This is a genomic window from Pseudomonas flavocrustae, from assembly GCF_029872515.1.
GTDB classification, from domain to species: domain Bacteria; phylum Pseudomonadota; class Gammaproteobacteria; order Pseudomonadales; family Pseudomonadaceae; genus Chryseomonas; species Chryseomonas aestiva.
This window is the reverse complement of record NZ_JAPDIQ010000001.1, coordinates 396,978-419,384: the sequence shown is the minus strand read 5'-3', so window position 1 is coordinate 419,384 and position 22,407 is coordinate 396,978. Positions and strand designations below refer to the sequence as shown.

Here is a 22,407-nt window from a genome sequence, read left to right as displayed (position 1 = left end):
ACAGCGAAGGCGTATGTCTTCACTCCCTCTTGTTATCGGGCGGAAGGCGAGAAACTTGATGGCTCCGCAAACGCGAACGGCCAGATTTCTCTGGCCGTTGGTTTCGGTACGGGGGCTGGCTCAATCCGGCAGCCAGACAGAACCCCATCGCTCCAGGCGCGGGCCGGTCAGCATCCAGTCACGCTGCACGGCCTCGCGAAGCGCCTCACCGGATTTATGACTGGCCTCCCGGTCGGTGAGGTGCATGCGAATAGCGTCTATCCAGTCGCGATAGCGGTTTTTCACTCGGGTCACCGGCAAGTCGCCCCGATAGCAGACCAAGTCCGAGCAGACCACGGGGAAGCCACAGGCCCCGTATTCGAGCAGCCGCAGATTGCTCTTGCAGTCGTTAAACAGATTTTCTTCCAGCGGGGCCAACGCCAGATCCAGATCCAGGCTCGCCAACTTTGCAGCGTAGCGGTCAATGGGGACGCCAGCGTGGAATTCTTTGATATAGGGCCGGAGCTCGTCGGGACACATGCCGAAGAAGATCCAATCCACCTCGTCCGCCAAGTCCTTCACCACGTCGCGGATCAGCTCCAGATCACCATCGTGACTGACGCCACCGCCCCAGCCTACACGCGGCTTGCGAGTGTCGCGGCGTTGCCCCTTGACGCCTTGCCACCAGTCCACCGGCAACAGGTTTTCGGCGACACGGATATCTGGATGCAGATCCTTGAACGCCTCGGCCAGCGGAGCCGTCGAGACGACGAATCGATCGCACAGCGCAACACCGCGCCGAAGCTGCTTGGCGACATCCTTGGGCATATGGGCCCGGTGGCGATTCTTGATTGGCAGATCGACGATATAGTCGTCGAGCTCGTAGATCCTGAAGGCCTGGGAAAAGCGCTTGGCCTCTCGGATCGATTCGATCTGCAAAGGCATGATCTGGCGTTGGAAGACGATGCTGGTCGGTGCTAGCCGCTCCTTTTCCACGGGTGTCAGGAGGCGTTCGCTAAGTCCGCCTTCTAGCAATCCGGAGCGTTGCATCGCCTCGAAGGGCTTGCGTATCCGGTAGTGGCCGCATCCATAGGGATCGGCAGGATGGCAGAGCACATAGGGTAGCTGGCGAACGGCGAAGGGATTCCACCCGGTTTCGCCGCGGTGGTCCAGGGCAAAGCCGCTACCGTCCAGGCTCAGGTTGGGGTTGTAGGCCGGATCACGAGCGATGCGCGGCAGCCAGCGCTGATACATGACCGCCTGCTCGCCCTGGAAACGCTTGATCTTGGCTTCCATGGCCGTGGTATCGACCAGGTTTTGACTCACGTTCGCTTCGTGCATAACCACGGCGTACGGCGTCCAGACATTCAGATAGCCCGCCGCGGTGAGCTTGAGGCAGAAGTCCACGTCGTTGAACGAGACTTTAAGGGCCTGCTCGTCCATTCCTCCTACTTCGAGATAGGTAGCTTTCCGTATCATCAGACAGGCAGCCGTTACCACGCTGTAGTTCTGATCGACCTGAAGGCGGTGCATGTAGCCGGGCGCCTGGCCGGGCTCACCGATAAAGGGATGGTCCGCCACGCCACGCAGGCCCAGGACCACGCCACCGTGCTGGATGCGGCCATCGGGATAATAGAGCTTGGCGCCCACGGCACCCACCTCGGGTCGCTGGGCATGATTGAGCAAGGCGCTGAGCCAGCCCCCGTCGAAGATCGCGGTATCGTTGTTCAGCAGAACGACATAGTCGCCCAGTGCCTGGGTAATCGCGAAGTTATTGATAGCCGAGTAGTTGAACGGATAGGGATAGCGCAAGATGCGTACCTTGGAGCTACCCATCTCTTCCATGCCAGCCAACCACTGGCGGGCATCCGCCTCTTGGCTGTCGTTATCCACCACGAGGATCTCGTAGTTCTGGTACTGGGTACGCTCGAGAAGCGACTCCACACAGCGCCGCAGCATGGGGAGTTGATTCTTCGTCGGGATGACTATGGAAACGAGCGGGGAGCTCTCTCTCAGATAGGCTATACGGTTGATCAACGGCATGGCACCCACCATGAATTGGTGGGACACGCCTAGTCGATCCAGATGGGCGCCCACTACCTGGCGCGATAGTTCTGGTATCCGATCGTTCGACAACCAGCGACCCAGGTGAAGACGAGCGTGCAGCAGAACGTCGGCGATATGCCCGACGCTGTCCAGCCCACATTGCTCCACCAAGCGGAACATGACGTCCACTCCGGCCAGTGCGCCGTGTACCTCGGTAAAACCTCCTATCTCGATCAAGGCTTGACGCTGCATGAAGAACACGGGCCCGACATAGGGGTAGCTACGCAGAAGGTCGAGATTGAATCTCGGCTTGAACACGGGCTCGCGATAGAGATCGCCGCTGATCTCGTCCTCGTCGGTGTAATAGCAGAGCGCCTGAGGATGGCTATCGATCCGATCGCCCACAGCTAACAACGCGTGGCGATCAAGGTGGTCACCGCTACGTACGACGAAGAACCAGTCCACTTCGATTTGCGGCAGCAGGCCGTTGAGCTGCGCCGCCCATCCGGCACCGAGCGATTGCCAGACTAGGTTGTCTGCCGCGGCTATGCCGCTGGGTTCAGCATCCGATAGCACCAGGATCGCGGCGCAGTCATAGAGCTGCGCGGCAAGACTATCCAGCGTCTGCTGAACACAGGCCGGGTCGCCGACCTCGTCGACTATCACCGCCAGCAAGCTCGGCTGGAACGCCCAGCGCTGGATGCGCGCCGGAACACGCTCGTACTCGACGTCTGCAAGTACCCGCGTCTTCAACCAATTACGATAATCCTGGCCTTGGCGGTCACCGCCGCTCGCACAGGCAAGAGGATAGAAAAAGCGCTCTAGGGCATGCGCCAGGGTACCTTCCGTCTGACCGGCCTCCGCCTCGAAATCCGCCGCCACCAGGCCCAGATCCAGGACGCGTTGAAGTACATCAAGGTGGGCGAAGAACATGGTACCGGCGAAGAACTCGCCATTGAGGATCTGGTCTTCGGCCAATCCCGCCCGTTGGGCAAGCCGCTGGAGGTTGGGCAGATTGTTACCTTTGAGGAACTGCGAAACTGGCAGAAGACCGTTTTCCGGCCCTACCATCAGGACGCCCTGCCCGCTTTCCAGCTGAGCGACACTCTTCTCGAAACGGGCAGGCGCCAGCAAATCGTCAAACAGTGCATCCGCCCACTCGGCACCCAGCTCCAGATGCAACGACTTCTTGGTGTGCAGCTTCAACACGACCGGCAGCCCATCCTTCCGTACCAGATGCAGGATGCGCAGGAAAGGCAAGACGTCGCGGCCACGATTCTCGGTGCGTAGCAGGCTGTGCGGATAGCCGCTCTGGGCCAGCAGGAGCTGCACAGCCTCCGCCGCCTCTGGCGGACACGTCACATAAAGATGCAAGGGCTGCTGGAGTCGGACGAGCCGGTCGAGAATGCTCGCCAAGACGTCCGGATAGAACGCGTGAATCACTACCGCTACCGGGTCGCGCTCGCCGTCTTTGACGGGCCTATTGAGTACCAGTACATCGTCCAAGTCGATGGATAGCCGCCCAGTCGTCACCTCGGCCGGCAAGCCGGTACCCTTTTCGATGGCCTGCGGTGCTTCCTGCTGCAATTCGGCGATAGCCTGCTGCCATTCCAGCCACCGTTGGCGCTCCTCGGCGGATCCCAGAAGGGTCATGCATTTCACCAGGACCGAATGGAAAGGCAAGGCGGCCACGGCTTTACGGATATCGCCTTGGTGCTGCTCCACGGTGGCTTGCGCGAATCCGTCGTGCTGTACGGCATCTAGCAGAGGAGCCAACAACGCCTGCATTTCAGCGCGCTGCTGCAGTTGCAGCTTGCCAGCCGGCAAACCCTGCACCATGAAATCCAGGCGTGCCAGAAACGCGAAGAACTCAGGCCGGTAAAAGGGCATCTCCGGCACTTGGCGGGGCTCGAACAGCCACTGCGGCTCGGCCACGGGCGCCACCCACTGCGACCGAAACAGCCGTTCGGCAGTGAGGGAGCGCTCCTGCTGCAGGCAATCGGCAAGTCGCTGGAAGGCGCCCAACAGGATATCGCGCGCCTGACCCGGCGACGTGCCGCCTCCTTCCAGTGCCGCCAGCAACTGGCCGAAGAGGTCGGCGAACTGCCGCTTGCGTTGAAGTCCCGCAGGCGTACTGTCCTGCAGTGCCAGCCGGACATCGGTGTTGTGGTCCGAAACCGGGTAGTTGAGTTCGCGAATCACATAAGGCTGCGGCAGGATCCTCACTTTGCCTCGCGCCAGCAGATAGAACGCGTGGCCGATCTCCTGGTACTCGAGCGTGGTGTCTTGCGGAACCAACCGGTACCAGTCTTGAACGACCTGAGTGCGGACCACCGAATAGAACGGCGGAATGTACTCACCGAAGCCCGTGTGCAATCGCTGTGCAATCCGTGACGCAGAGTGGTCCTCGCAAACCTTCTTATCGCGCCGCAGATATACGGTACAAGCTGCTTCGGCAAGATACATCAGGCAATAGCCGTGGCACGTCGAATAGTCCGGATGAGCGGTCAGAAACTCCACGCTCGCCTGCAATGCATCACCCAGGATGAAATCATCGTCTGGCACGAAAGCCATCAGTGGCGTCTGGATATGCGGAACGCCAGCCTTGAGCTTGTCCAGGAAGGTGAACGTATCACCTGGAAAATGCCGGTATTCAGCCCGTGAGAAACTCTCTACCAAGGCTTGCTGAGGAACGGCGGAAGAGTCCAGTACAAACAAGCGACAGGGAAATCGCGCGTAGTACCGCAAGGCACGTTCCAGAAAGGCGGGACGGTTGTGGGTGAGCAAGACCAGTGTCAGGAGATCGTTCATGGTGGACACTCTGGCAAATATGGGAAGAAAGCGCGAAACCTGACGCGCAATCAGAAGCGAAAGAAATCGTCGAGGATGTCGTGCTTCGGCTCACGACAGAGTAGGTCACCAGCCTCGGCTTGGAAGACGCAGCTGTGCCCGGGTAAATCCCGGTTGATCACGCTCACCCCCTGACCGATGTAACTGCGCGGCCCGACGTTGCAACGACCGATGACAGCGCTGTTGGGATAGAGGACGACACCTTCTCCCAGCTCGGGATAGATGCCGTGGTTTCGGCCTACGGTGGTATTCTGATAGAGCACGAGGAAGTTTCCATAGCGAGCCTTGGAAAGCACGATCCCCACCGAATGACCAATGAAGAATACGGGTGGCAGCTCGATCTCGTAGAAGAGATCGATACCGTTGAGTGCCTTGTTGAGCAGGAAGAGCTTGGTACAGGCGCGCGCATCCGGGTCGACTTGCCAAAGGCTGTTCGCGAGGAAGTACAGAAACGTCGCATATTGGCTGGAGTGCAAGTAATCGAAGCGATCCGGGTGCCAGGCTTTGACGTGGGCTATGCAATGCTGCAGCCGTTGCAGGGCCTTATCTAGGGCTATGTCCACGCTCGGTCCCGGCGCTTGGCCGTCGGGAAAGAAGTGTTCTAGCTGGCGCGTCACGTAATCACGTAGCCCTACTCGATCCATACCTTGCAGCTGCATAGCCTTCCTTCGCACGACGGACGTGCAAGATTCAGTGGGTCAGAAGCCTTGAGCGCCACCACGACATCGCATCGTCCAAGCCTTCATGCAGAGAAAATGACGGTCGCCAGCCCAACGCGTACAGACGTCGCGAGTCGGAGACCAGAAAGGCCGGATCGTTCTCCGACGCTTTTCTGGCGCCCAGTCGTACGAGACCTTCCGCCTGCAGGGACCGGGCCAGGTATCCAATGACGGTCTTAAGCTGTACCGGCTCTCCGCTGCCCACGTTGAATACGCCGGTTGCCTGCTGCTCACTCAGATGGACGAGTGCCGCAGCAACGTCTTCCACGTGCAGGAAATCACGCCACTGCTCACCCGAAGAACACTGGGCGGCTTCTCCCCTGAGCAGGGCCCGGATGACCGAGGGCACCAGGCGCGTCTCCGCTTCCCAAGGCCCGAACAAGTGAAAGATGCGCGCCCAGGCAACGCTCAGCCCATGCATTTCGCCGAACAGCATCGTCCATTCCTGGACCAATCGTTTACTGCGTCCATAGGGCGTCGCCGGCGTTAGCGGCGTGACATCCTCGCGACAAAGACCCTGGCGCCAGTCGTACTCGGCGCACGTTCCTGCCAGTACCGCATGGCGTCCGCCTTGGGCATGAAAGGCGCTCACCAGTTGTTGAGTGGCAACTATCCACTTGAGATTGTCCGGTGTCGTCCAGTAGTTGCTCGGCGCAACGCACCAGGCCAGATGGATCAGGTGGTCGGCGCCCACCCGACGGCAGAGCGACTGAATACCAGCCTCTCCTGCAAGCAGATCGATCCGATGCCAGTACAATCCGGGTTGTGTTGTGCAAAACTCCGGCGTTCTTGTCGTGGTGGCATGAACCTGATGTCCTTGCTCAAGGAGCTGCCTGACCAAGGGGCTACCAATGAAACCACTGGCTCCTGTCAGCAGCACAACGCTCATCGGATGGTTAGCTCTGGAACAACCGTCACGAAGCGTCCGCCCCATGTCTGGATGGACGCCCATTCGGCTGAAATCTCATCGACCAGATTCCAGGGCAACACCACCACATAATCCGGACGCTCCTCGAGTAGCCGAGCGGGCGACACCACGGGAATACGACTACCTGGCAGGTAGCGCCCCTGCTTGTGCGGACTGGCATCAGCCACCCAGGCCAAGAGGTCCTGACGGACACCGGCATAGTTCAGCAGGGTATTACCCTTGGCCGCGGCACCGTAGCCAACGACCCGCTTGCCAGTGGCCTTGGCCTCGAGCAAAAAGCGCAGAAAGTCGTGTTTGATCCGCTCCGCAGCAGGTGCCAGGGTGGCATACCGAGCGGCGCTATCGAGCCCTGCGAGTTGCTCTTCCTGCCGCAGTCGCGCCACCGCTGCGGTCACCTGCTGGCGACCGTCGTCCCGATGCTGGAGGTAGAGACGCAACGAACCACCATGAGTCGCCAGCTGTTCGACGTCAAACACCTCCAGGCCTTGCGTCAATGCCAGGCGCTCGACCACGCTCAGGGAAAGATAGGAGTAGTGCTCGTGGTACAGCGTATCGAACTGGTGTGCCTCCAGCAGTCGGAGGAGATGCGGAAACTCGAAAGTGATCACTCCCGTAGGGGCCAGCAGCAAGGAGAACCCGGCGAGAAAGTCGTTGATGTCTGGGACGTGAGCCAAGACATTGTTGGCGATGATCAAGTCGGCTCTACCCAACTCGGCGCTTAGTTCCCCGGCGCTGCCAGCACCAAAGAACGCTTCGCGTATCTCCAGGCCCTTGGCGCGAGCAGCTCGGGCAGTACTCGCCGTGGGCTCCACGCCCCAGCATGGAATACCCGCGGCGGCGAAGTATTGCAGCAGATAACCATCGTTGGCGGCTATCTCGACCACCCGATGGCGCTCATCCAGGCTAAAGCGCTCGATGACGCCCTCTACATAGCGTCGCGCATGAGCCAACCAGGACGACGAGTAGGAGCTGAAATAGACATAATCCGCATCGAAGAGCGTCTCGGCGCTGCGATAATCCACGGTCTGCACGAGCCAGCAATGCTCGCAGACCATCACTTTCAACGGCACCCAGTTCTCGACCTGGTTCAGGGCTGATTGGACCAGGAAGGCGTTGGATGGCGGTGCCGTTCCCAAGTCGATCAGCGGTAGCCTCAGGGGTGACTGGCAGGCACGGCAATTCATACAACTATTCCTCGAAAAGCGTCCGTTAGCGGCGGATGTGCCGCATCCCGAGATGACAGGTTGACGACTGGCAACGGCCACGAGATCGCCAGCCGCGAATCGCCGGGTGCAAGCCCGAACTCCTGATCGGGTACGTAGTCGGCACTGTGCAGGTAGAGCAACTCGACGTCGTCGCTGAGCGCCTGAAAGCCATGCGCGAAGCCGGGTGGTAGCCACAGGCTGCGACCATCTCCCGCCTCCAGACGCTCGGCGTGCCATTTCAGAAAGGTAGGCGAATCCTGGCGAACATCCACCGCGACATCCCAAACGCTGCCCCGTAGACAGGTAATCAACTTATCTTCGCTGAAGGGCGGGAGTTGATAATGCAACCCGCGAACGCTGCCACAACGTGACGTCTGCGACAGATTGATCTGCCGTACGGTGAATGGGGTTGTCGCCTGATTCAGCCAGGTGAGGCAGTAGAGACGTGAAAAGCGCCCCCGCGCGTCCTGATGCGTCCGGTGCGTTAAAAGCCGGAGGCCAGGGAGCGGAAGATCGCGCAGGGCCATGTCCGTCATGACGCGCCCAAATAGCTATCGATCTGGGCTTGAGTGGTGTGCCGCGGATCCAGTCCGGCGTGCCACGCTCGATGCCAAGCGAGGGTCTGAGAGAGGCACGTCTCCAGCGACCAACGGGGCCGCCAACCCAGGTACTCACGCGCGCGACTGCTATCAAGCTTGAGCAACCCGGCTTCGTGCAATCCGGCCGGATCGACTCGCACGCCGGGCGCTTGGGGCCAGTCGCGGGCGAGCAACTGGACCAGCCGCTCGACAGTACAGGTGGCGTCTTCGGCGGGGCCGAAATTCCAGGCGCCGCGGGCACGCTCGGCGGTGGCGGTCAAACGTTCGGCCAGCAGGAGATACCCCGACAGTGGTTCCAGGACGTGTTGCCAGGGACGGACAGCCGCCGGGTAACGCAGGGTGACCGAAATCCCTTTGCTCCAGGCGGCAAGCACGTCGGGAATCAGTCGATTGGTTGCGAAGTCACCACCACCCAGTACGTTACCGGCACGCGCGGTGGCAATCGCCACACCATGCTCAGCGTAACGCTCCGGAGCGAAGAACGACGCTGCATAGGACTCCGCCAAGAGTTCGCAGCAAGCCTTGCTGGCGCTATAGGGATCATGTCCACCCAGCGCCTCGTTCTCACGGTAAGGCCATTGCCACTCGCGGTTTGCATAGATCTTGTCAGTAGTCACCACTACGCAGGCACTGACACCGCCAACGGATCTGATCGCTTCCAGCACATGGAGCGTACCCATGACGTTACTGCCATAGGTACTTACCGGGTCATGGTAGCTCTCGCGGACCAACGCCTGGGCAGCGAGATGGAGAACGATCTCGGGACGCACATCTCCCATGACCCGGCGCACAGTGGAGAGATCACGGATATCGCCTTCATGATGATCAAGGACGGAGCGTGCGCCGGTCAGCTCGAACATGCTAGGCGAAGTCGCTGGCAACGCCAACCCGGCCACCTTCGCGCCGAGCCGATGCAACAACCAAAGCAACCAGGTTCCCTTGAACCCCGTATGCCCGGTGACCAGCACACGTTTGCCTACCCAGAAGGCTGGGTTCATTGCCAGACCCGCCAAGGCGCTACGCCCTCCTGCCAGAGCTGCTCGAGATAGTTCTTGTCCCTTAGCGTATCCATCGGATGCCAGAACCCCTGGTGTTGGAAGGCGTGGAGTTGCTGCTCGGCTGCCAGGCGAGACAAGGGAGTGTCCTCCCAAATCGTATCGTCACCCTCGATGAAGTCGAGCACAGCCGGGGAAAGGACGAAGAAGCCACCATTGACCCAGCCGCCGTCTCCGCGAGGCTTCTCGATAAACCCCCGCACCGTATCACCGACACAGTCCAGCGATCCGTAACGGCCCAGGGGCTGCACGGCCGTCACGGTAGCTAGGCGACCATGACTGTGGTGGAAATCGATCAGTTGAGTGATATTCAGATCCGACACGCCATCGCCGTAGGTAAGGCAAAAGGCTGAATCGTCCTGCAGATAACGGCGGACTCGCTTTAGCCGACCACCGGTCATGGACGCCTCTCCGGTATCGACCAGCGTTACCTGCCAAGGCTCACTGTAGTTCTGATGCACCTCCATGCGGTTTTCGCGCATGTCGAAGGTAACGTCGGAAGTATGCAGGAAGTAGTTGGCGAAGAAGTCCTTGATGACATAGCCCCGGTAGCCCAGACAAATGATGAAGTCGTTCACGCCGTGAAAGGCGTATTGCTTCATGATATGCCAGAGGATCGGCTTGCCTCCGATCTCGATCATTGGCTTGGGCCGCAGATGGGATTCTTCACTGATTCGCGTACCAAGGCCTCCGGCCAAGATAACTGCCTTCATATGTCATCCTCCATGATCGGCGTTCCATCATCGAGCCGATCCTAAATACCGAAGTTGAACGCCACCGAAATGCGTGGCCGTTGGCCAGTGAACCGGCGTACCGCGTGCATCAGCCACGAGGGGAATATCACGAAGGTGCCGCTGGATGGGCTGATGGTAGTCGAGTAGCCCGCGCTCAGGCAGCCTTCGATGCGCATGCGCAATTCGGGATTGTAGACCGAAGGCATCAGGCCGCGCGGATCGACGAATTCCAGCTCGCCGGCACAGTCGGCGGACTGAGCGCCGCCGTCGTCCACCCAATAGACGCCCGACCAGAAGGCTCCGGGATGGCCATGCAGCGCATTGCCCTGCCCCGCTTCGTTGACGTTGGCCCAGGCGTTGTACCGCCATTGGAAGGACGGCTCGATGAGGCCGTGCTCCGCGGAGTGGACGGCGGTGAGCTGGGTCGCGAAGGCTTGGGCGAAGGCCGTGAGTTCCGCTCCGGGTGCGCCGGACCAGCTATCGAAGTCATGGCTCGATTGCCAGCCCCCCTCATTGCTGTGTCGAGTCCCAGCATCCTGCGCGCGACGCGCCAGGATCACGGCCCTGAGCTCGGCATTGAGCCGCTCGGCGTCGGGATGCACCAGCTGCGCCAAGGGCGTGACGAAGAGTTTCTTGATCTCGATGTTGGCGGTATCGAATGGCTGGCTCATGGCGCCGGGCGTCCCCTTCAGATCTTGTCGAACAAGCTTAGCTGGGAAACCTTGGCGAAGGCGGCCTGGGCGGCCTGCAACATGGTCTGCTGCAAGGTGAGCTTCGACGTGGCCTCGGACATGTCGGTGTCGCGAATGGACGACTGAGTGGTGGCGTTGGACAACGACAGACTCTGGCTCTCGGTGGTCAGGGTGTCGATGGTCTGCTGCCGCGCGCCCAGCGACGAGGTGACCTTGTAGACCTGGTTCATGCCGTTGTCGAGGTTGGTGATGGCCGAGGCCACGGCGTTGCGGATATTCAGTTCGGCCTGGGGATCGTTGGTGGTGGGCGTATCCAGGGCGGTCCGCAGGTTCTTGATGGTGTCGAGGATGTTCTGCGTCTGGTTGCTGCTGCCGGCCACGGTGAACTGGTCACCGCTGGCCGCCGCCGAATTGATGCTGAACTGGGCGCCATTGATGGTGATGGACGCCGGATAGGTACCGCCCAGGGTACCCGTGGACAACGGGGTGCTGCTGGTGGTGGTCGGCAGCGCATACACCGAATAGTCGGTCGCCGAGCTGAATTTCAACAGCACGCCGTTGTTGGGGAAAGTAGTGCTGTAGGTGGTGGCGTTGGTAACGCTGCCACCGCTGAGCTGGGCGGTCGATGTGTTGGACGCGGTCCGGGTGATGTCGAAGGTCTCCGGCTTGACCCCGAAACTGAAGCTGTACCCCGCTACCAGCGAACTGGTGGCGGTACTGTCGTCAGTGGACTTCAGGGACACGTCCAGGGCCAGCTGCGCGCCACGGAAATTGACGGTTACCGCATCGCCCGTGGTCGTTTGGTAGGAGCCGTTGCCACTGACCTCGCTGGTCACGTCGGTGTTGTTGGCATCGAATATCTTAAACTGGGTGCTGCTGAGGACTTGCAGCTTGTAGGGCGCGCCGCTACGGAAGCTGCTGTTGAAGCTGTTGTCGTCGGTTACCGTGCCCTGGGACAGGAAGACGCGCTGGGTCCCGTCGGCATTGGGGTTGGTGGTCAGGCTCGAGGTGGTCAGGTCGGCGTTCTGGGCGCTCTGGAACGTACTCCAGCCGTTGTCGCTGATGGCCAGGTTGAGGGTGTCGGAAACCTGTACCGACAGGGAGCTCTGGTCACCTTTGTAGCTGTAGCTGCCATCGGGATTCTTGACGAAGGGCTGCACCGTGCCATTGCTGCCGGCGAAGAGGTAGTTGCCGTTGGCATCCTTGCTGTTCATCAGCGAGAACAGCTGATCCTGGATGTCGCCCAACTGGTCGCTGATGGCGCTCCGGTTGGCGTCGGTGTAGGACCCGTTGCCGGCCTGCACGGCCAGGGCGCGCGCATTCTGCAGCACGTTGGTGATGGTGGTCAGTACCGACTCTTCATTGGTCAGCGCATTGTTGGCGGTGGTCATGTTGCCGCTGTACTGGGTCAACAGCGTCTTCTGCTGATCCAGCTGCAGCAGACGCGCCGAGCCGACCGGGTCGTCCGCCGGCGTCTGGATGCGCACCCCACTGGAGATCTGCTCCAGGGTCTTGGTCATGTTGGAATAGCCGTCGGAGTAGCCCTGGGTGCTGGACGAGAACATCTGGGGGGTGGAGATACGCATGGCCGACGTCCCTTAGAAGGCTTGAATCAATGTATTGAAGACGGTCTGCGAGATTTCGATGATCTTCGCCGAGGCACTGTAGTACTGCTGATACTTGATCAGGTTGGCCGCCTCCTCGTCTAGGTTGACGCCCGACAGCGAGGATTGGCTCGCCTGCGCCTGCTTGAGGATCGCCGACGTCGCACTGGCATCCAGGCTGGCCTGGTTGGTCTTGGCGCCGACCGTTTCCACCAGGCTGCTGTAGGTGTTGTTCATGCTCGCGTTGCCGACGGTGGCCGACGTCTGCAGGTTCAACAGACCCAGGGCGTTGGTGTTGTCGGTGCTGCCAGCGGCGCCGAAGGAAACACTGAAGGTATCCCCACTGGAAGGCTTGCCCGCCAGGGTCAGCTGGAAGGTGAAGGCGCTGGGTATCGTCGAGCCGTTGGCCGCGATGTTGACGTTCACCGTGTTGCTCTGGCCGGCGACGATGGAGCCGGCACCGAGACTATTGCCGCCCGCGTCGTAGATCATGTAGCCCTGGCTGCCATCGCTCGCCGCGGCCGCGAACTGGAGTTTCACCGGCATGGCGTTCTGCACGCTGGTCGCCAGGCTGCTGGCCGAGGCGCTGTCGTAGATGCTGCGCTGGGTGACCAGGGACGGCGCGCTCACGGTGCCGGTCCCGGTGTTGGCGGCGCTGCTCGCCGCTTTCAGCGGCGAGGCGAACGCCAGGTCCTGGGCATCGGTCATGGTGACCGCCGCCTGGCTGGCAGCCAGGCGCGTGGGCTGGACGGTGAAGGTGTCACCGACGGCCACGCTGCCGGTCCTGAGACCCAACTGCAGGCCATCGATCTCATCTGCGGGCGAGGCGCCGAGGTTGTGGCTGCCCAGGTCCTGGCCGTCGGACAGGCGCGTGACACTGTACTGGGTGGCACTGGTGAAGACCACGCGATAGTCGCTGACGGTCAGGTCGCTGCTGTTGGCGATGGTGACATTGAGGTTGGCGTTGACGTCGCTGTTGGTGGAGCGCCCGATACTGCGCGAGGCGATGGCCGTGGCGCTGTTGATGTCATTCAACACCTTGGAGCCGAAATTTCCCTTCAGGTCCAGCCCCTGGGCCTGCTGCTTGTTAATCGAGTCCGAAGCCACCAGGGCCAGCCGGCCCAGGCTGTTGAGCGATGGATTCACCACCTCGTCGCGATAGCGCACCAGCCCGGTCATGGAGCCGCCGGAAATCGACTGGGTGACATTCACCGAGATCCCGCTGGGCATTTTCAGCGTCAGGGCATATTGCGAGGGATCCAGGGTACTGGACTGGGCGCTGAGCGAGCTCACCGAGCCACCCACCACCAGCGGCTGACCGGAGCCGATGTAGACGTTGTAGTTGCCATCCTGGTTGACCACGCTCACCCCGACCAGCTTGGACATATCGTTGATGGCCTGGTCCCGCGCGTCCAGCAACGAGTTGGGGGTGGTGCCGCCGGCAGAGGCCACGGTGATGGCCTGGTTGTACTGGGCGATCTTGTTCGCCAGCGTATTGACCTGGGTCGCCGAGGCACTCAGCTGGGTATTGATGTAGCTGCTCTGGTCGGAAAGCTGGCTGGAGAGCGAATTGAATCTCTGGCTGAGCGTGGAGCTGCTGGTCAGCACCAGGGAACGCGAGGCGCTATCGGTGGGCGTGGCCGAGGCCGTCTGCAACGCCGAGAAGAATTTGCTCAGGGCAGTGCTGATCCCGGTGGTGCTGTCGGCCAACAGTGAATCCACCGAGCTGGCCGCCGTGGAGAAGGTCTGGGCCTCGTTGTCCAGCGCGGTGCTGGTCTGCAGCTGAGTCGTCAGGTACTGGCTGTAGGAGCGACGCACGTCCGCCAGGGTCGTGCCGTTGCCGATGTAGGCGACGCCGACGCTCTGCGCCGGAGCCGCGTACTGCTCCGTCGTCTGTCGGGAATAGCCGGCGGTATCGACGTTGGTGATGTTGTTGCCGGTCGTGCTGAGCGCCGACTGGCTGGCCTGGATACCCGAAAGCCCGATGGAAATGAGACTGGCCATGGATTGTCCTTAGGTACGCTTTACCGAGGTATCGACCGCAGCGATGTTTTCGTAGGTGCTCTTCATCTGGCGGGCGATCTGGGTGACCTTGCGGGCGTACTGCGGATCGCTCGCATAGCCGGCCCGCTGCAGCTCGTGCATGAACTGGCTGGAATCGCCACCCTTGGCCAGGGCTTTGCCGTAACGGTCGTTGCTCTGCAGGAAGCTCACGTAGTCGTCGAAGCTCTGCTTGAAGGAATCGTAGGAGCGAAAATCCGCGGCTTCCTTGCTCGCCTTGCCATTGCGGTATTCGGTGGTCAGGGTGGTGGCGACGTCACCGTCCCAGCTCGAATGAGCCTTGATGCCGAACAGGTTGTTGCTGGTGCTGCCGTCCCGCTCGCGGATGATGGACTTGCCCCAGCCGGTCTCCAGGGCGGCCTGCGCAACCAGATAGTGGGCATCCACACCGATTTTTTTGGCGGCTTCCTGGGCCATGGGTAGCATGGCGTCGACGAATTCCTGACGCGAGCGGAATACCGACTTCCCGGTGGTCTGGCCTAGCGAGACGGCACCGCCGCCGTTGAGCTGCGCACTGCCGCTCACGCTGGCTACGGCAGGCTTGCCTAGCTGCTGCACGGCCTTCCAGTTGGTGGCGTTGGCAGCGGTGGCGCTATTGCCCGTGGCTTTGGCGGTGTTGGCCGCCGCTGCCAGCAGGGCTTCCTGACTCTGGGCCGCGCTGGCCTTGCTGGGCATGGCCAGGCGCCGGGAGTTCAGCAGCGCCGATACGTCCTTGCGCTCGCTGGTACCGGCACTACCGTTTGCGCTGGCAACCGCCGCTGCTTGCGAGGCCTTGCCATCCCAGAGGGCGCGACGCATGTCCATGGCGATGCCGGTACCGGACTGGGCGGTGGCGGCCATCGCCGGGGTGGCGGTCTTGGTGGCCGCGACCTCGGTCGACGGGGTCTTGCCGGCATCCTTGAGCATGCTCCGGGTCATCATGTCGGCCAGGCCGATGCCGCCGCCGTTCTTGGCGAGGTTGACCGACAGCTGCTGGTCGTACATGTCCTGGAACTGCTTGGTGGTCTGGCTGTTGAACGGGCTGTCCTGGGCGAGTACCTCATTGGCCGAGCGCATCGACTTGAGCATCTGGTTCAGGAACACCGACTCGAATTCCTGAGCGACCTTGCGCACGTTGCCTTCGCCATCGCGATCAGCCCCGTTCTTGAGATTGTTCAGTCGATTCAGGTCGGTATAGGCACCGGAATCCACCGAATCGAAGGTCCCGCCCAGGCGTGCCGTCATCGCCATTACTCCATCAGATTACGATCAGGTCGGCCTGCAGCGCGCCGGCCTGTTTCAACGCTTCGAGAATGGCCACCAGGTCGCTGGGCGCAGCGCCCACCTGATTCACCGCCCTCACGATCTCGTCCAGCGTGGTGCCCGGACCGAACTTGAACATTGGCTTGGCCTCCTGCTTGGCCTTGACGGTCGACTGGGGAGTCACCACCGTCTGCCCACCCGACAAGGGATTGGGCTGGCTCACCTGGGGGTCCTCGCTGATGGTCACGGTCAGGCTGCCCTGGGTCACCGCCGCCGGCGAAACCTTGACGTTCTGGCCGATGACGATGGTCCCGGTTCGCGAGTTGACGATGACCTTCGCCACCGCCTGCCCCGGATCCACCTCCATGTTCTCCAAGATCGACAGGTAGTCCACGCGCTGGCCAGGATCGACCGGTGCCGTGACACGAATCGATCCGGCATCAACAGCTGATGCAACACCCGCGCCAAGTGTCTCGTTGATCTTGTCGACCACTCGCTTGGCCGTGGTGAAGTCGCTGCGCTTCAGGTCCAGCGTGATGCTGTTGCCCTGGTCGAAGCCGCTCGGTACCGGCCGCTCGACAGTGGCGCCGTTGGGAATGCGACCCGCCGACGGAACGTTGACGGTAATCTTCGAGCCATCGCGGCCTTCGGCGTCAAAACCACCGACGACCAGGTTGCCCTGGGCGATGGCATAGATCTGGCCATCGATCCCCTTCAGCGGAGACAGCAGCAGGCTGCCGCCTCTCAGGCTCTTGGAGTTGCCGATGGAGGCCACGGTGATATCGATGGTCTGGCCAGGCTTGGCGAAGGCCGGCAGGTCTGCATGGATGGATACCGCCGCCACGTTCTTGAGCTGGGCCGAGCTCGTTCCTGCCGGCACCTTGATGCCGAACTGCGCCAGCATGTTATTGAAGGTCTGGATGGTGAAAGGCGTCTGGGTGGTCTGGTCGCCCGTCCCAGGCAGGCCAACCACCAGGCCGTAGCCGATCAGCTGGTTGGTCCGCACGCCTTGGATATTGGCGATGTCCTTGAGACGTTCAGCCTGGGCGAAGGGCATTGCCAGCAGCAGGGCGAACACGCCGAACAGAGTCTTGCGCATGACGATCATCCTCAGAACGGCATCAGGGCGCTGCCGAAGAACTGGCTCAACCAGCCCGGCTGGCTCGCATCGGCGAAGGAGCCGGTCCCCGAGTAGGTGATCCGTGCATCGGCCACCCGGGTGGAAAGCACGGTGTTGTCGGTAGCGATGTCGTCGGCGCGCACCATGCCCTGGATACGCATCAGCTCGTTGCCGGTATTGAGCGTCAGCCATTTCTCGCCTCGCACCACCAGGATGCCGTTGGGCAGCACCTCGGCGATGGTCACGGTCAGGGAGCCGGTCAGGCTGTTGCCCTGGGCCGCGGTCGACTTGCCAGTGTTGGAGCGCGCCCCCGAATAGCCGGCGTCCAGGCTGAGGTCACCATCGGATAGCGGATTGGGAATCGACGGCTTGGCGCCGAACAGCGACGTGAGGCCGAGGGTCGCCTTGCTGTTCTTGGCGATGTCGGAACTGGCGTTCTTGCTGGCCTGGGTCTTCTCCTGCAAGGAGATGGTGATGATGTCGCCGATGCGGAAGGCCTTGCGATCGGTGTAGAGATTCTGCTCGAAGCCCGACTGGAAGATGGCGCCGTTGTTCTGCGCCGCCGGCACCGGGGTGCGTGGCAGCACGGGAGAGTAGTAGGGGTCGTCCGGCTTGGCGGCCGGGGCTACGCATCCTGCGAGAACGAGCGCTCCGAACAGCGGCGCGACGGCAAAGAGACGATTCATGGAGCGCTACCTCGCAGGGAAAGCGATTACAGGTTCTGGGTGATGAAGCCGAGCATCTGATCGGCGGTGGAAATGACCTTGGAGTTCATCTCGTAGGCGCGCTGGGTGGTGATCATGTTCACCATCTCTTCCACGGTGCTTACGTTGGAGGTTTCCAGGGTGTTCTGCTGGATGGTGCCCAAGCCGTTGTTGCCCGGCGTGCCGACCTGGGGCGCGCCGCTGCTAGTGGTCTCGGCGAACAGGTTGTTGCCCATGGCCTGCAGGCCACCCGGGTTGACGAACTGGGCGGTCTGGATGGTGCCAATGGTGGTCACCGTCGAGGCGCCGGCCTGGGTCACGGAGACGGTACCGTCCTGGCCCACGGTGAACGTCTGGGTATCGGCCGGCACCGTGATTGCCGGCTGCACCGGAAAGCCGTTGGCGGTGACGATCTGGCCATCGGCGTTCAGGTGGAAGGTGCCATCACGGGTGTAGTTGGTGGTGCCATCGGGCATCTGGACCTGGAAGAAACCGTGGCCGTTGATGGCCATGTCCAGAGGCTGCTCGGTGGTCTGCAGCGTGCCTTGGGTAAAGGTTTTCTGCGTGCCGACGATCCGCACGCCGGTACCCAGCTGCAGACCCGAGGGCAGCTCGCTGTCCTGGGTGGACTGCGCGCCGGGTTGGCGACGGATCTGATAGAGCAGGTCCTGGAATTCGGCGCGGTCGCGCTTGAAACCGGTCGTCGAGACGTTGGCCAGGTTGTTGGAGATGGTCGTCAGGTTGGTGTCCTGAGCGGCCAGGCCGGTCTTGGCGACATAAAGGGCGGATATCATCGTTTTTCTCCTTCGGCGCCGGGAATCAGGCGTCAACAGCGTTCAATCAGCTGAATTGCAAAACCTTTGCCATGGACGCATCGTTGTCCTCGGCGGATTTCATCATCTTGATCTGCAGTTCGAACTGCTTCGACAGGGAGAGAATCGAGGTCATCTCCTCCACCGCACTGACGTTGCTCGACTCGGTGAAACCGGACACCACCTGCACGCTGGCATCCGCCGCAGCGGGCTTGCCATCCTTGGTGCGGATGGTGCCGTCCAGGCCCTTCTCGAGTGTCTTCGGATCCGGCTTGACCAGCTTGATGCGGTCGACGACCGCCAGGGCGTTGGTGTTTTCTCCGGCGCCACGGACGGTGATGGAGCCGTCCTGACCGATCTCGATCTGCTGGTTGGGCGGCACGGCGATCGGCCCGCCATTGCCGAGTACCGGCAAATCATTGCCGGTGCGCAGCATCCCTAGGGCATCCACCTTGAGGCTGCTGGTACGCACATAGGCCTCTTTGCCGTCGGCGCCCTGCACCGCGATCCAGCCATTGCCCTGAATGGCCACGTCGAGGTCCCGACCGGTTTCCTGCAGGGTGCCCGGGGTGAAGTCGGTCCCCGGTCGCTCGCTCATGGAGTACACCCGCGAGGGATAGCTCTCGCCGAAGGTCTGCATCGAGCGCGCCTGCTCGAAATCACGGCGGAAACCACTGGTGGAGATGTTGGCCAGGTTGTTGGAATGCGCCTGGATGGCCATGGTGTTCTGGCTGGCGCCAGTCATGGCGAGATAAAGCAATCGGTCCATATCGTCCTCGCGAGGCGATCAACATCGCCACAGGCCTGAAACTGTCCAGACCCGCTGAGCAAGGCACGTGCCACTCTTGCCAATCCCTTGATTTAGTTAAAAAAAAGCCCTCGCAAGGAGGGCTTTTCCAGAAATACCGTCAAAGAACCGTTAACGGATCTGAATGATCGTCTGCGACAGTGTGTTTTCCGTCTCGATGGTCTTGGCGTTGGCCTGGTAGTTACGCTGGGCCACGATCAGATTGACCAACTGGGTACTGAGGTCGACGTTGGAGGCTTCCAGCGAACCGGAGGTCAGGGTTCCCAGCGTACCGGAGGCCGGCGTGCCGACCACGGCCTGGCCGGAGGTGGACGACTGGGCGAAGTTGTTGCTGCCCATCGGGGTCAGGCCCTGGTTGTTGGTGAAACTGGCCAGGATCACCTGGCCGATCACCTTGGACTGGCTATTGGTGAAGCTGGCGTAGAGCTTGCCTTCGGTATCGATGGACAGGCCCGACAGTTGGCCGGTGGTGTAGCCGTCCTGGGATTTGCTGGTCACCGCAAAGGGAGTCGCCGTCTGCGTGGTGCTGCTCAGGTCGATGGCGATGCCGGTAGTGGACGCGGACGCGCCGTTGGCGCCATAGGTCGCGGGCGTCGTCGAGCTGTTGGTCACGGTGGCCGGCACCCAGTTGTTCAGCGCGAACTTGCCGGTGCTGGTGACAGTGAGGCCTGTGCCACCGCTGGCGCCGAGCTTGCCGGTGCTGTCGAACGTCAGGGTGTTGCTCAGCGGCGTGGTGGACGTCGGGTCGGCCGGGTTGCGACCGTCGACCAGGCTGTACATGTTCCAGGTATTGGTGTCGGTCTTGGCGAAGTAGTACGTCAAGGTATGGGCGTTGCCCTGGGAATCGTAGATGCTGGTGGACGTCGAGTTGTTGAAACTCGTGGCATCGCTGGGACTGAAGGTCGTGGTGGTAGGGACCGTAGCCGAGGAGTTGAGGCTCAATACCTCGGTGTCCTTGGTTGTCGCCTTGGGCGCCTGGTTGGTGGTGTCGATCTTCAAGTTTGACGCGATGCCGCTGATCACGTTGCCATCACTGTCCGCGGCGTAGCCACGCAGGTTGTAGCCGGAGTTGTTCACGACGAAACCGTTGGCATCGGTCTTGAACGTCCCGTCTCGCGAATAGAGATTCGAGCCGTTGTTGTTCATCACGAAGAAGCCGCCGCCGTTGATCGCCAGGTCCAGGGCATTGCCCGTGCTGGTCACGTTGCCCTGAGTGAACTGCTGAGCGACGGCCGCGGTACGCACGCCGGCACCCGGCTGATTGGCGCTGGACCCCAGGTACATGGAACTAGAATAAACATCGGCGAACTCGGCGCGCGACGACTTGAAGCCCGTGGTGCCTACGTTGGCGATGTTGTTGCCGGTCACGCTGAGATCGGTTGCGGCGGCATTCAGGCCACTGAGGCCGACATTGAAGCTCATGGTGTTACTCCTGTCCGGCGGTGCCGGCTCACTGGCCTATGGTCTTGACATTCGCCAAGGCGACGTTGGTGCCGTCGGCGAGGTTGAGGGTCATGTCGCCGCCGCTGGTGCCCAGCGTCACGCTGCTCACGGTATTCGGCAGGTAGGTCGTCAACGCGGTGGAGGTACCGCCGATGGCGGCCGTGGCTTTGAAGGTGTAGGTTCCGGAGGCCAGTGTCTGGCCGGAGCTGTCCTTGCCATCCCAGCTGAAGGAATGGGTGCCGGCACTCTTGGCGTCCAGGGGTATGGTGTCGACCAGGGAACCGGCGCTGTTGTAGACACCCACCGAGAGATCACTGCCGGACGACGGCAGCACCACGCTGCCGGTCATGCCGGCGGTGGTATCGACCACTGCCGAGCTGCCGGCGGAAATCACCGAGCGCCCTACCAGGGAGGAAGCCTGGAGCGCCTGGGACGAGTTGTAGTTGCTGACAATGGAGTCCACCGAGGTGTTGAGGTTCTGCAGCGACTCGACGCTGCTGAACTGCGCCAACTGCGCGACGAACTCGGTATTGTCCTGGGGATTCAACGGGTTCTGGTTGTTGAGCTGGGTGACCAGCAGCTTCAGGAAGTCGTTCTTCCCGAGGCTGCTTGTGGTACTACCCGAGGTGGTCGCACCGCTGGACGTCGCCGAGCTGCTCGATACCTTGCTGTTGGCCAGCGCCGACGACAGCAGCGAGCTGGAACTCGTGGTGGAAGAGGTGGTGGTCATTTCAATTCCCTAGCGATTACTGACCCAGGGTCAGCACCTTCTGCATCATCTGTTTGGCGGTATTCATCATTTCCGCGTTGGTCTGGAAGGCGCGACTGGCCGAGATCATGTCGGCCATTTCCTCCACCACGTTCACGTTCGGGTAGTACACGTAGCCGTCCTTGTCCGCCATGGGGTGGTTGGGTTCGTAGCGCTTCTGCACTTCGCTCTTATCCTCGACGATGCCCTTCACTTCCACCCCGACCCCGGCCTGGCTCTGGTCATCGAACAGCGAGGAACCGCCCTGGGCCTCGCTGAGCTGGGCAGCGAACACGGGATGGCGAGCCTTGTAGGTCTGGTCGACGCTGGAAGCAACCGACTCGGCGTTGGCCATGTTGCTGGCCACGGTGTTGAGACGGACGTTCTGGGCGCTCATCGCGCTACCGGCGATGTTGAACAACGAACTCAAGGACATGGTTATTCCCCCTTGATGGCTGACATCAGCCCCTTGAACTTGCTATTGAGCAGCGTGAAGCTGGCCTGAAAGTTCATGGAGTTCTCGGCGTAGTTGGCCTGCTCGACCTGGGCATCCACGGTGTTCTGGTCGACCGATGGCTGGCTAGGAATGCGGTACTTCAGCGCCGCGTCGCCCATGCCCATGTCGAAGCCTTCGGCGGCGATGTGCCGGCTGTTGGTGGTCTCGAGCTGATAGTGCCTGGTGGATCCGGCAGTACCCTTGGCCGCCTGTTCGGCCAGCACCGCACTGAAGTCCAGATCCCGCGCCTTGTAGCCGGGGGTATCAGCATTGGCCAGGTTGTTGCCCAACACCTCGGCGCGCTGCGAACGGAAATTCAGCGCCTGCTCATGCAACCCGAGTGCTTTGTCGAAATTGATGCTCATGTCGAGAGACCTTTGACGTGGCTTGCAACCGATTTAGCAAGGCCCGTGCCAGCTTCCAGAATCCATATAAATCAAGGGCTTAGCGCAGCGCGGCAGTTAGAACGACGGCAAGCGGCAAGGTTTTTCCGCCGCCTTTGCCAGCCTTGGGATCGGGCGCGGCAAAACTTTGGCGCAAAAAACGCGAATAGTTCAGCTCT

19 protein-coding genes are annotated in these 22,407 nt (G+C 61.4%); all 19 read right to left on the bottom strand.

Features of this window, described 5'->3' with window-relative positions; all coding sequences use genetic code 11:
* Positions 1-120 precede the first annotated feature (120 nt).
* A complete protein-coding gene (locus OMP44_RS01965; RefSeq protein ID WP_208692046.1) occupies positions 121-4,836 on the bottom strand; it encodes a TIGR00180 family glycosyltransferase in 4,716 nt (1,571 codons plus the stop codon).
* 50 nt (positions 4,837-4,886) lie between these two features.
* Positions 4,887-5,534, bottom strand: coding sequence for an LbetaH domain-containing protein (locus OMP44_RS01960; protein ID WP_208692047.1), 648 nt, complete (start codon positions 5,532-5,534; stop codon positions 4,887-4,889).
* A 31-nt stretch (positions 5,535-5,565) separates the two neighbouring features.
* Positions 5,566-6,483, bottom strand: a complete 918-nt coding sequence (locus OMP44_RS01955) for an NAD-dependent epimerase/dehydratase family protein (protein ID WP_208692048.1) — start codon at positions 6,481-6,483, stop codon at positions 5,566-5,568.
* Positions 6,480-7,706, bottom strand: a complete 1,227-nt coding sequence (locus tag OMP44_RS01950) for a methyltransferase domain-containing protein (protein WP_280306186.1) — start codon at positions 7,704-7,706, stop codon at positions 6,480-6,482. The genes OMP44_RS01955 and OMP44_RS01950 overlap by 4 nt, the downstream gene beginning before the upstream one ends.
* Entirely contained in the window at positions 7,703-8,263 is a 561-nt protein-coding gene (locus OMP44_RS01945) for a dTDP-4-dehydrorhamnose 3,5-epimerase family protein (protein ID WP_208692050.1), read from the bottom strand. The genes OMP44_RS01950 and OMP44_RS01945 overlap by 4 nt, the downstream gene beginning before the upstream one ends.
* Positions 8,260-9,339 carry a CDP-glucose 4,6-dehydratase gene (gene rfbG / locus OMP44_RS01940; RefSeq protein WP_280306184.1) on the bottom strand — a complete coding sequence of 360 codons (1,080 nt, stop codon included), beginning with the start codon at positions 9,337-9,339 and terminating at the stop codon, positions 8,260-8,262. The genes OMP44_RS01945 and rfbG overlap by 4 nt, the downstream gene beginning before the upstream one ends.
* A complete protein-coding gene (gene rfbF / locus OMP44_RS01935) occupies positions 9,321-10,094 on the bottom strand; it encodes a glucose-1-phosphate cytidylyltransferase (RefSeq protein WP_208692052.1) in 774 nt (257 codons plus the stop codon). The genes rfbG and rfbF overlap by 19 nt, the downstream gene beginning before the upstream one ends.
* Before the next feature lie 41 nt (positions 10,095-10,135).
* A complete protein-coding gene (locus tag OMP44_RS01930; RefSeq protein ID WP_208692053.1) occupies positions 10,136-10,786 on the bottom strand; it encodes a TIGR02466 family protein in 651 nt (216 codons plus the stop codon).
* 17 nt (positions 10,787-10,803) lie between these two features.
* Positions 10,804-12,393 (bottom strand): flagellar hook-associated protein 3, encoded by a 1,590-nt coding sequence (locus OMP44_RS01925; protein ID WP_208692054.1) that lies wholly within the window; start codon positions 12,391-12,393, stop codon positions 10,804-10,806.
* Between the two features lie 12 nt (positions 12,394-12,405).
* Positions 12,406-14,415 (bottom strand): flagellar hook-associated protein FlgK, encoded by a 2,010-nt coding sequence (flgK, locus tag OMP44_RS01920; protein WP_208692055.1) that lies wholly within the window; start codon positions 14,413-14,415, stop codon positions 12,406-12,408.
* Positions 14,416-14,424: 9 nt separating this feature from the next.
* Complete coding sequence (gene flgJ / locus OMP44_RS01915; protein WP_208692056.1) at positions 14,425-15,696, bottom strand: flagellar assembly peptidoglycan hydrolase FlgJ; 1,272 nt, start codon at positions 15,694-15,696, stop codon at positions 14,425-14,427.
* Between the two features lie 13 nt (positions 15,697-15,709).
* Complete coding sequence (locus OMP44_RS01910; RefSeq protein ID WP_208692057.1) at positions 15,710-16,813, bottom strand: flagellar basal body P-ring protein FlgI; 1,104 nt, start codon at positions 16,811-16,813, stop codon at positions 15,710-15,712.
* Positions 16,814-16,824: 11 nt separating this feature from the next.
* Positions 16,825-17,520, bottom strand: a complete 696-nt coding sequence (flgH, locus tag OMP44_RS01905) for a flagellar basal body L-ring protein FlgH (RefSeq protein ID WP_208692058.1) — start codon at positions 17,518-17,520, stop codon at positions 16,825-16,827.
* A 26-nt stretch (positions 17,521-17,546) separates the two neighbouring features.
* Entirely contained in the window at positions 17,547-18,332 is a 786-nt protein-coding gene (flgG, locus tag OMP44_RS01900) for a flagellar basal-body rod protein FlgG (protein WP_208692059.1), read from the bottom strand.
* Positions 18,333-18,378: 46 nt separating this feature from the next.
* Positions 18,379-19,119: a flagellar basal body rod protein FlgF gene (locus tag OMP44_RS01895; RefSeq protein ID WP_208692060.1), complete on the bottom strand. Its 741-nt coding sequence runs from the start codon at positions 19,117-19,119 to the stop codon at positions 18,379-18,381.
* 150 nt (positions 19,120-19,269) lie between these two features.
* A complete protein-coding gene (gene flgE / locus OMP44_RS01890) occupies positions 19,270-20,580 on the bottom strand; it encodes a flagellar hook protein FlgE (RefSeq protein WP_208692061.1) in 1,311 nt (436 codons plus the stop codon).
* Positions 20,581-20,608: 28 nt separating this feature from the next.
* Positions 20,609-21,331: a flagellar hook assembly protein FlgD gene (locus OMP44_RS01885; protein WP_208692062.1), complete on the bottom strand. Its 723-nt coding sequence runs from the start codon at positions 21,329-21,331 to the stop codon at positions 20,609-20,611.
* Between the two features lie 16 nt (positions 21,332-21,347).
* Positions 21,348-21,785: a flagellar basal body rod protein FlgC gene (gene flgC, locus OMP44_RS01880; RefSeq protein WP_208692063.1), complete on the bottom strand. Its 438-nt coding sequence runs from the start codon at positions 21,783-21,785 to the stop codon at positions 21,348-21,350.
* 2 nt (positions 21,786-21,787) lie between these two features.
* Positions 21,788-22,210 carry a flagellar basal body rod protein FlgB gene (gene flgB / locus OMP44_RS01875; RefSeq protein ID WP_208692064.1) on the bottom strand — a complete coding sequence of 141 codons (423 nt, stop codon included), beginning with the start codon at positions 22,208-22,210 and terminating at the stop codon, positions 21,788-21,790.
* Between the last annotated feature and the right edge of the window lie 197 nt (positions 22,211-22,407).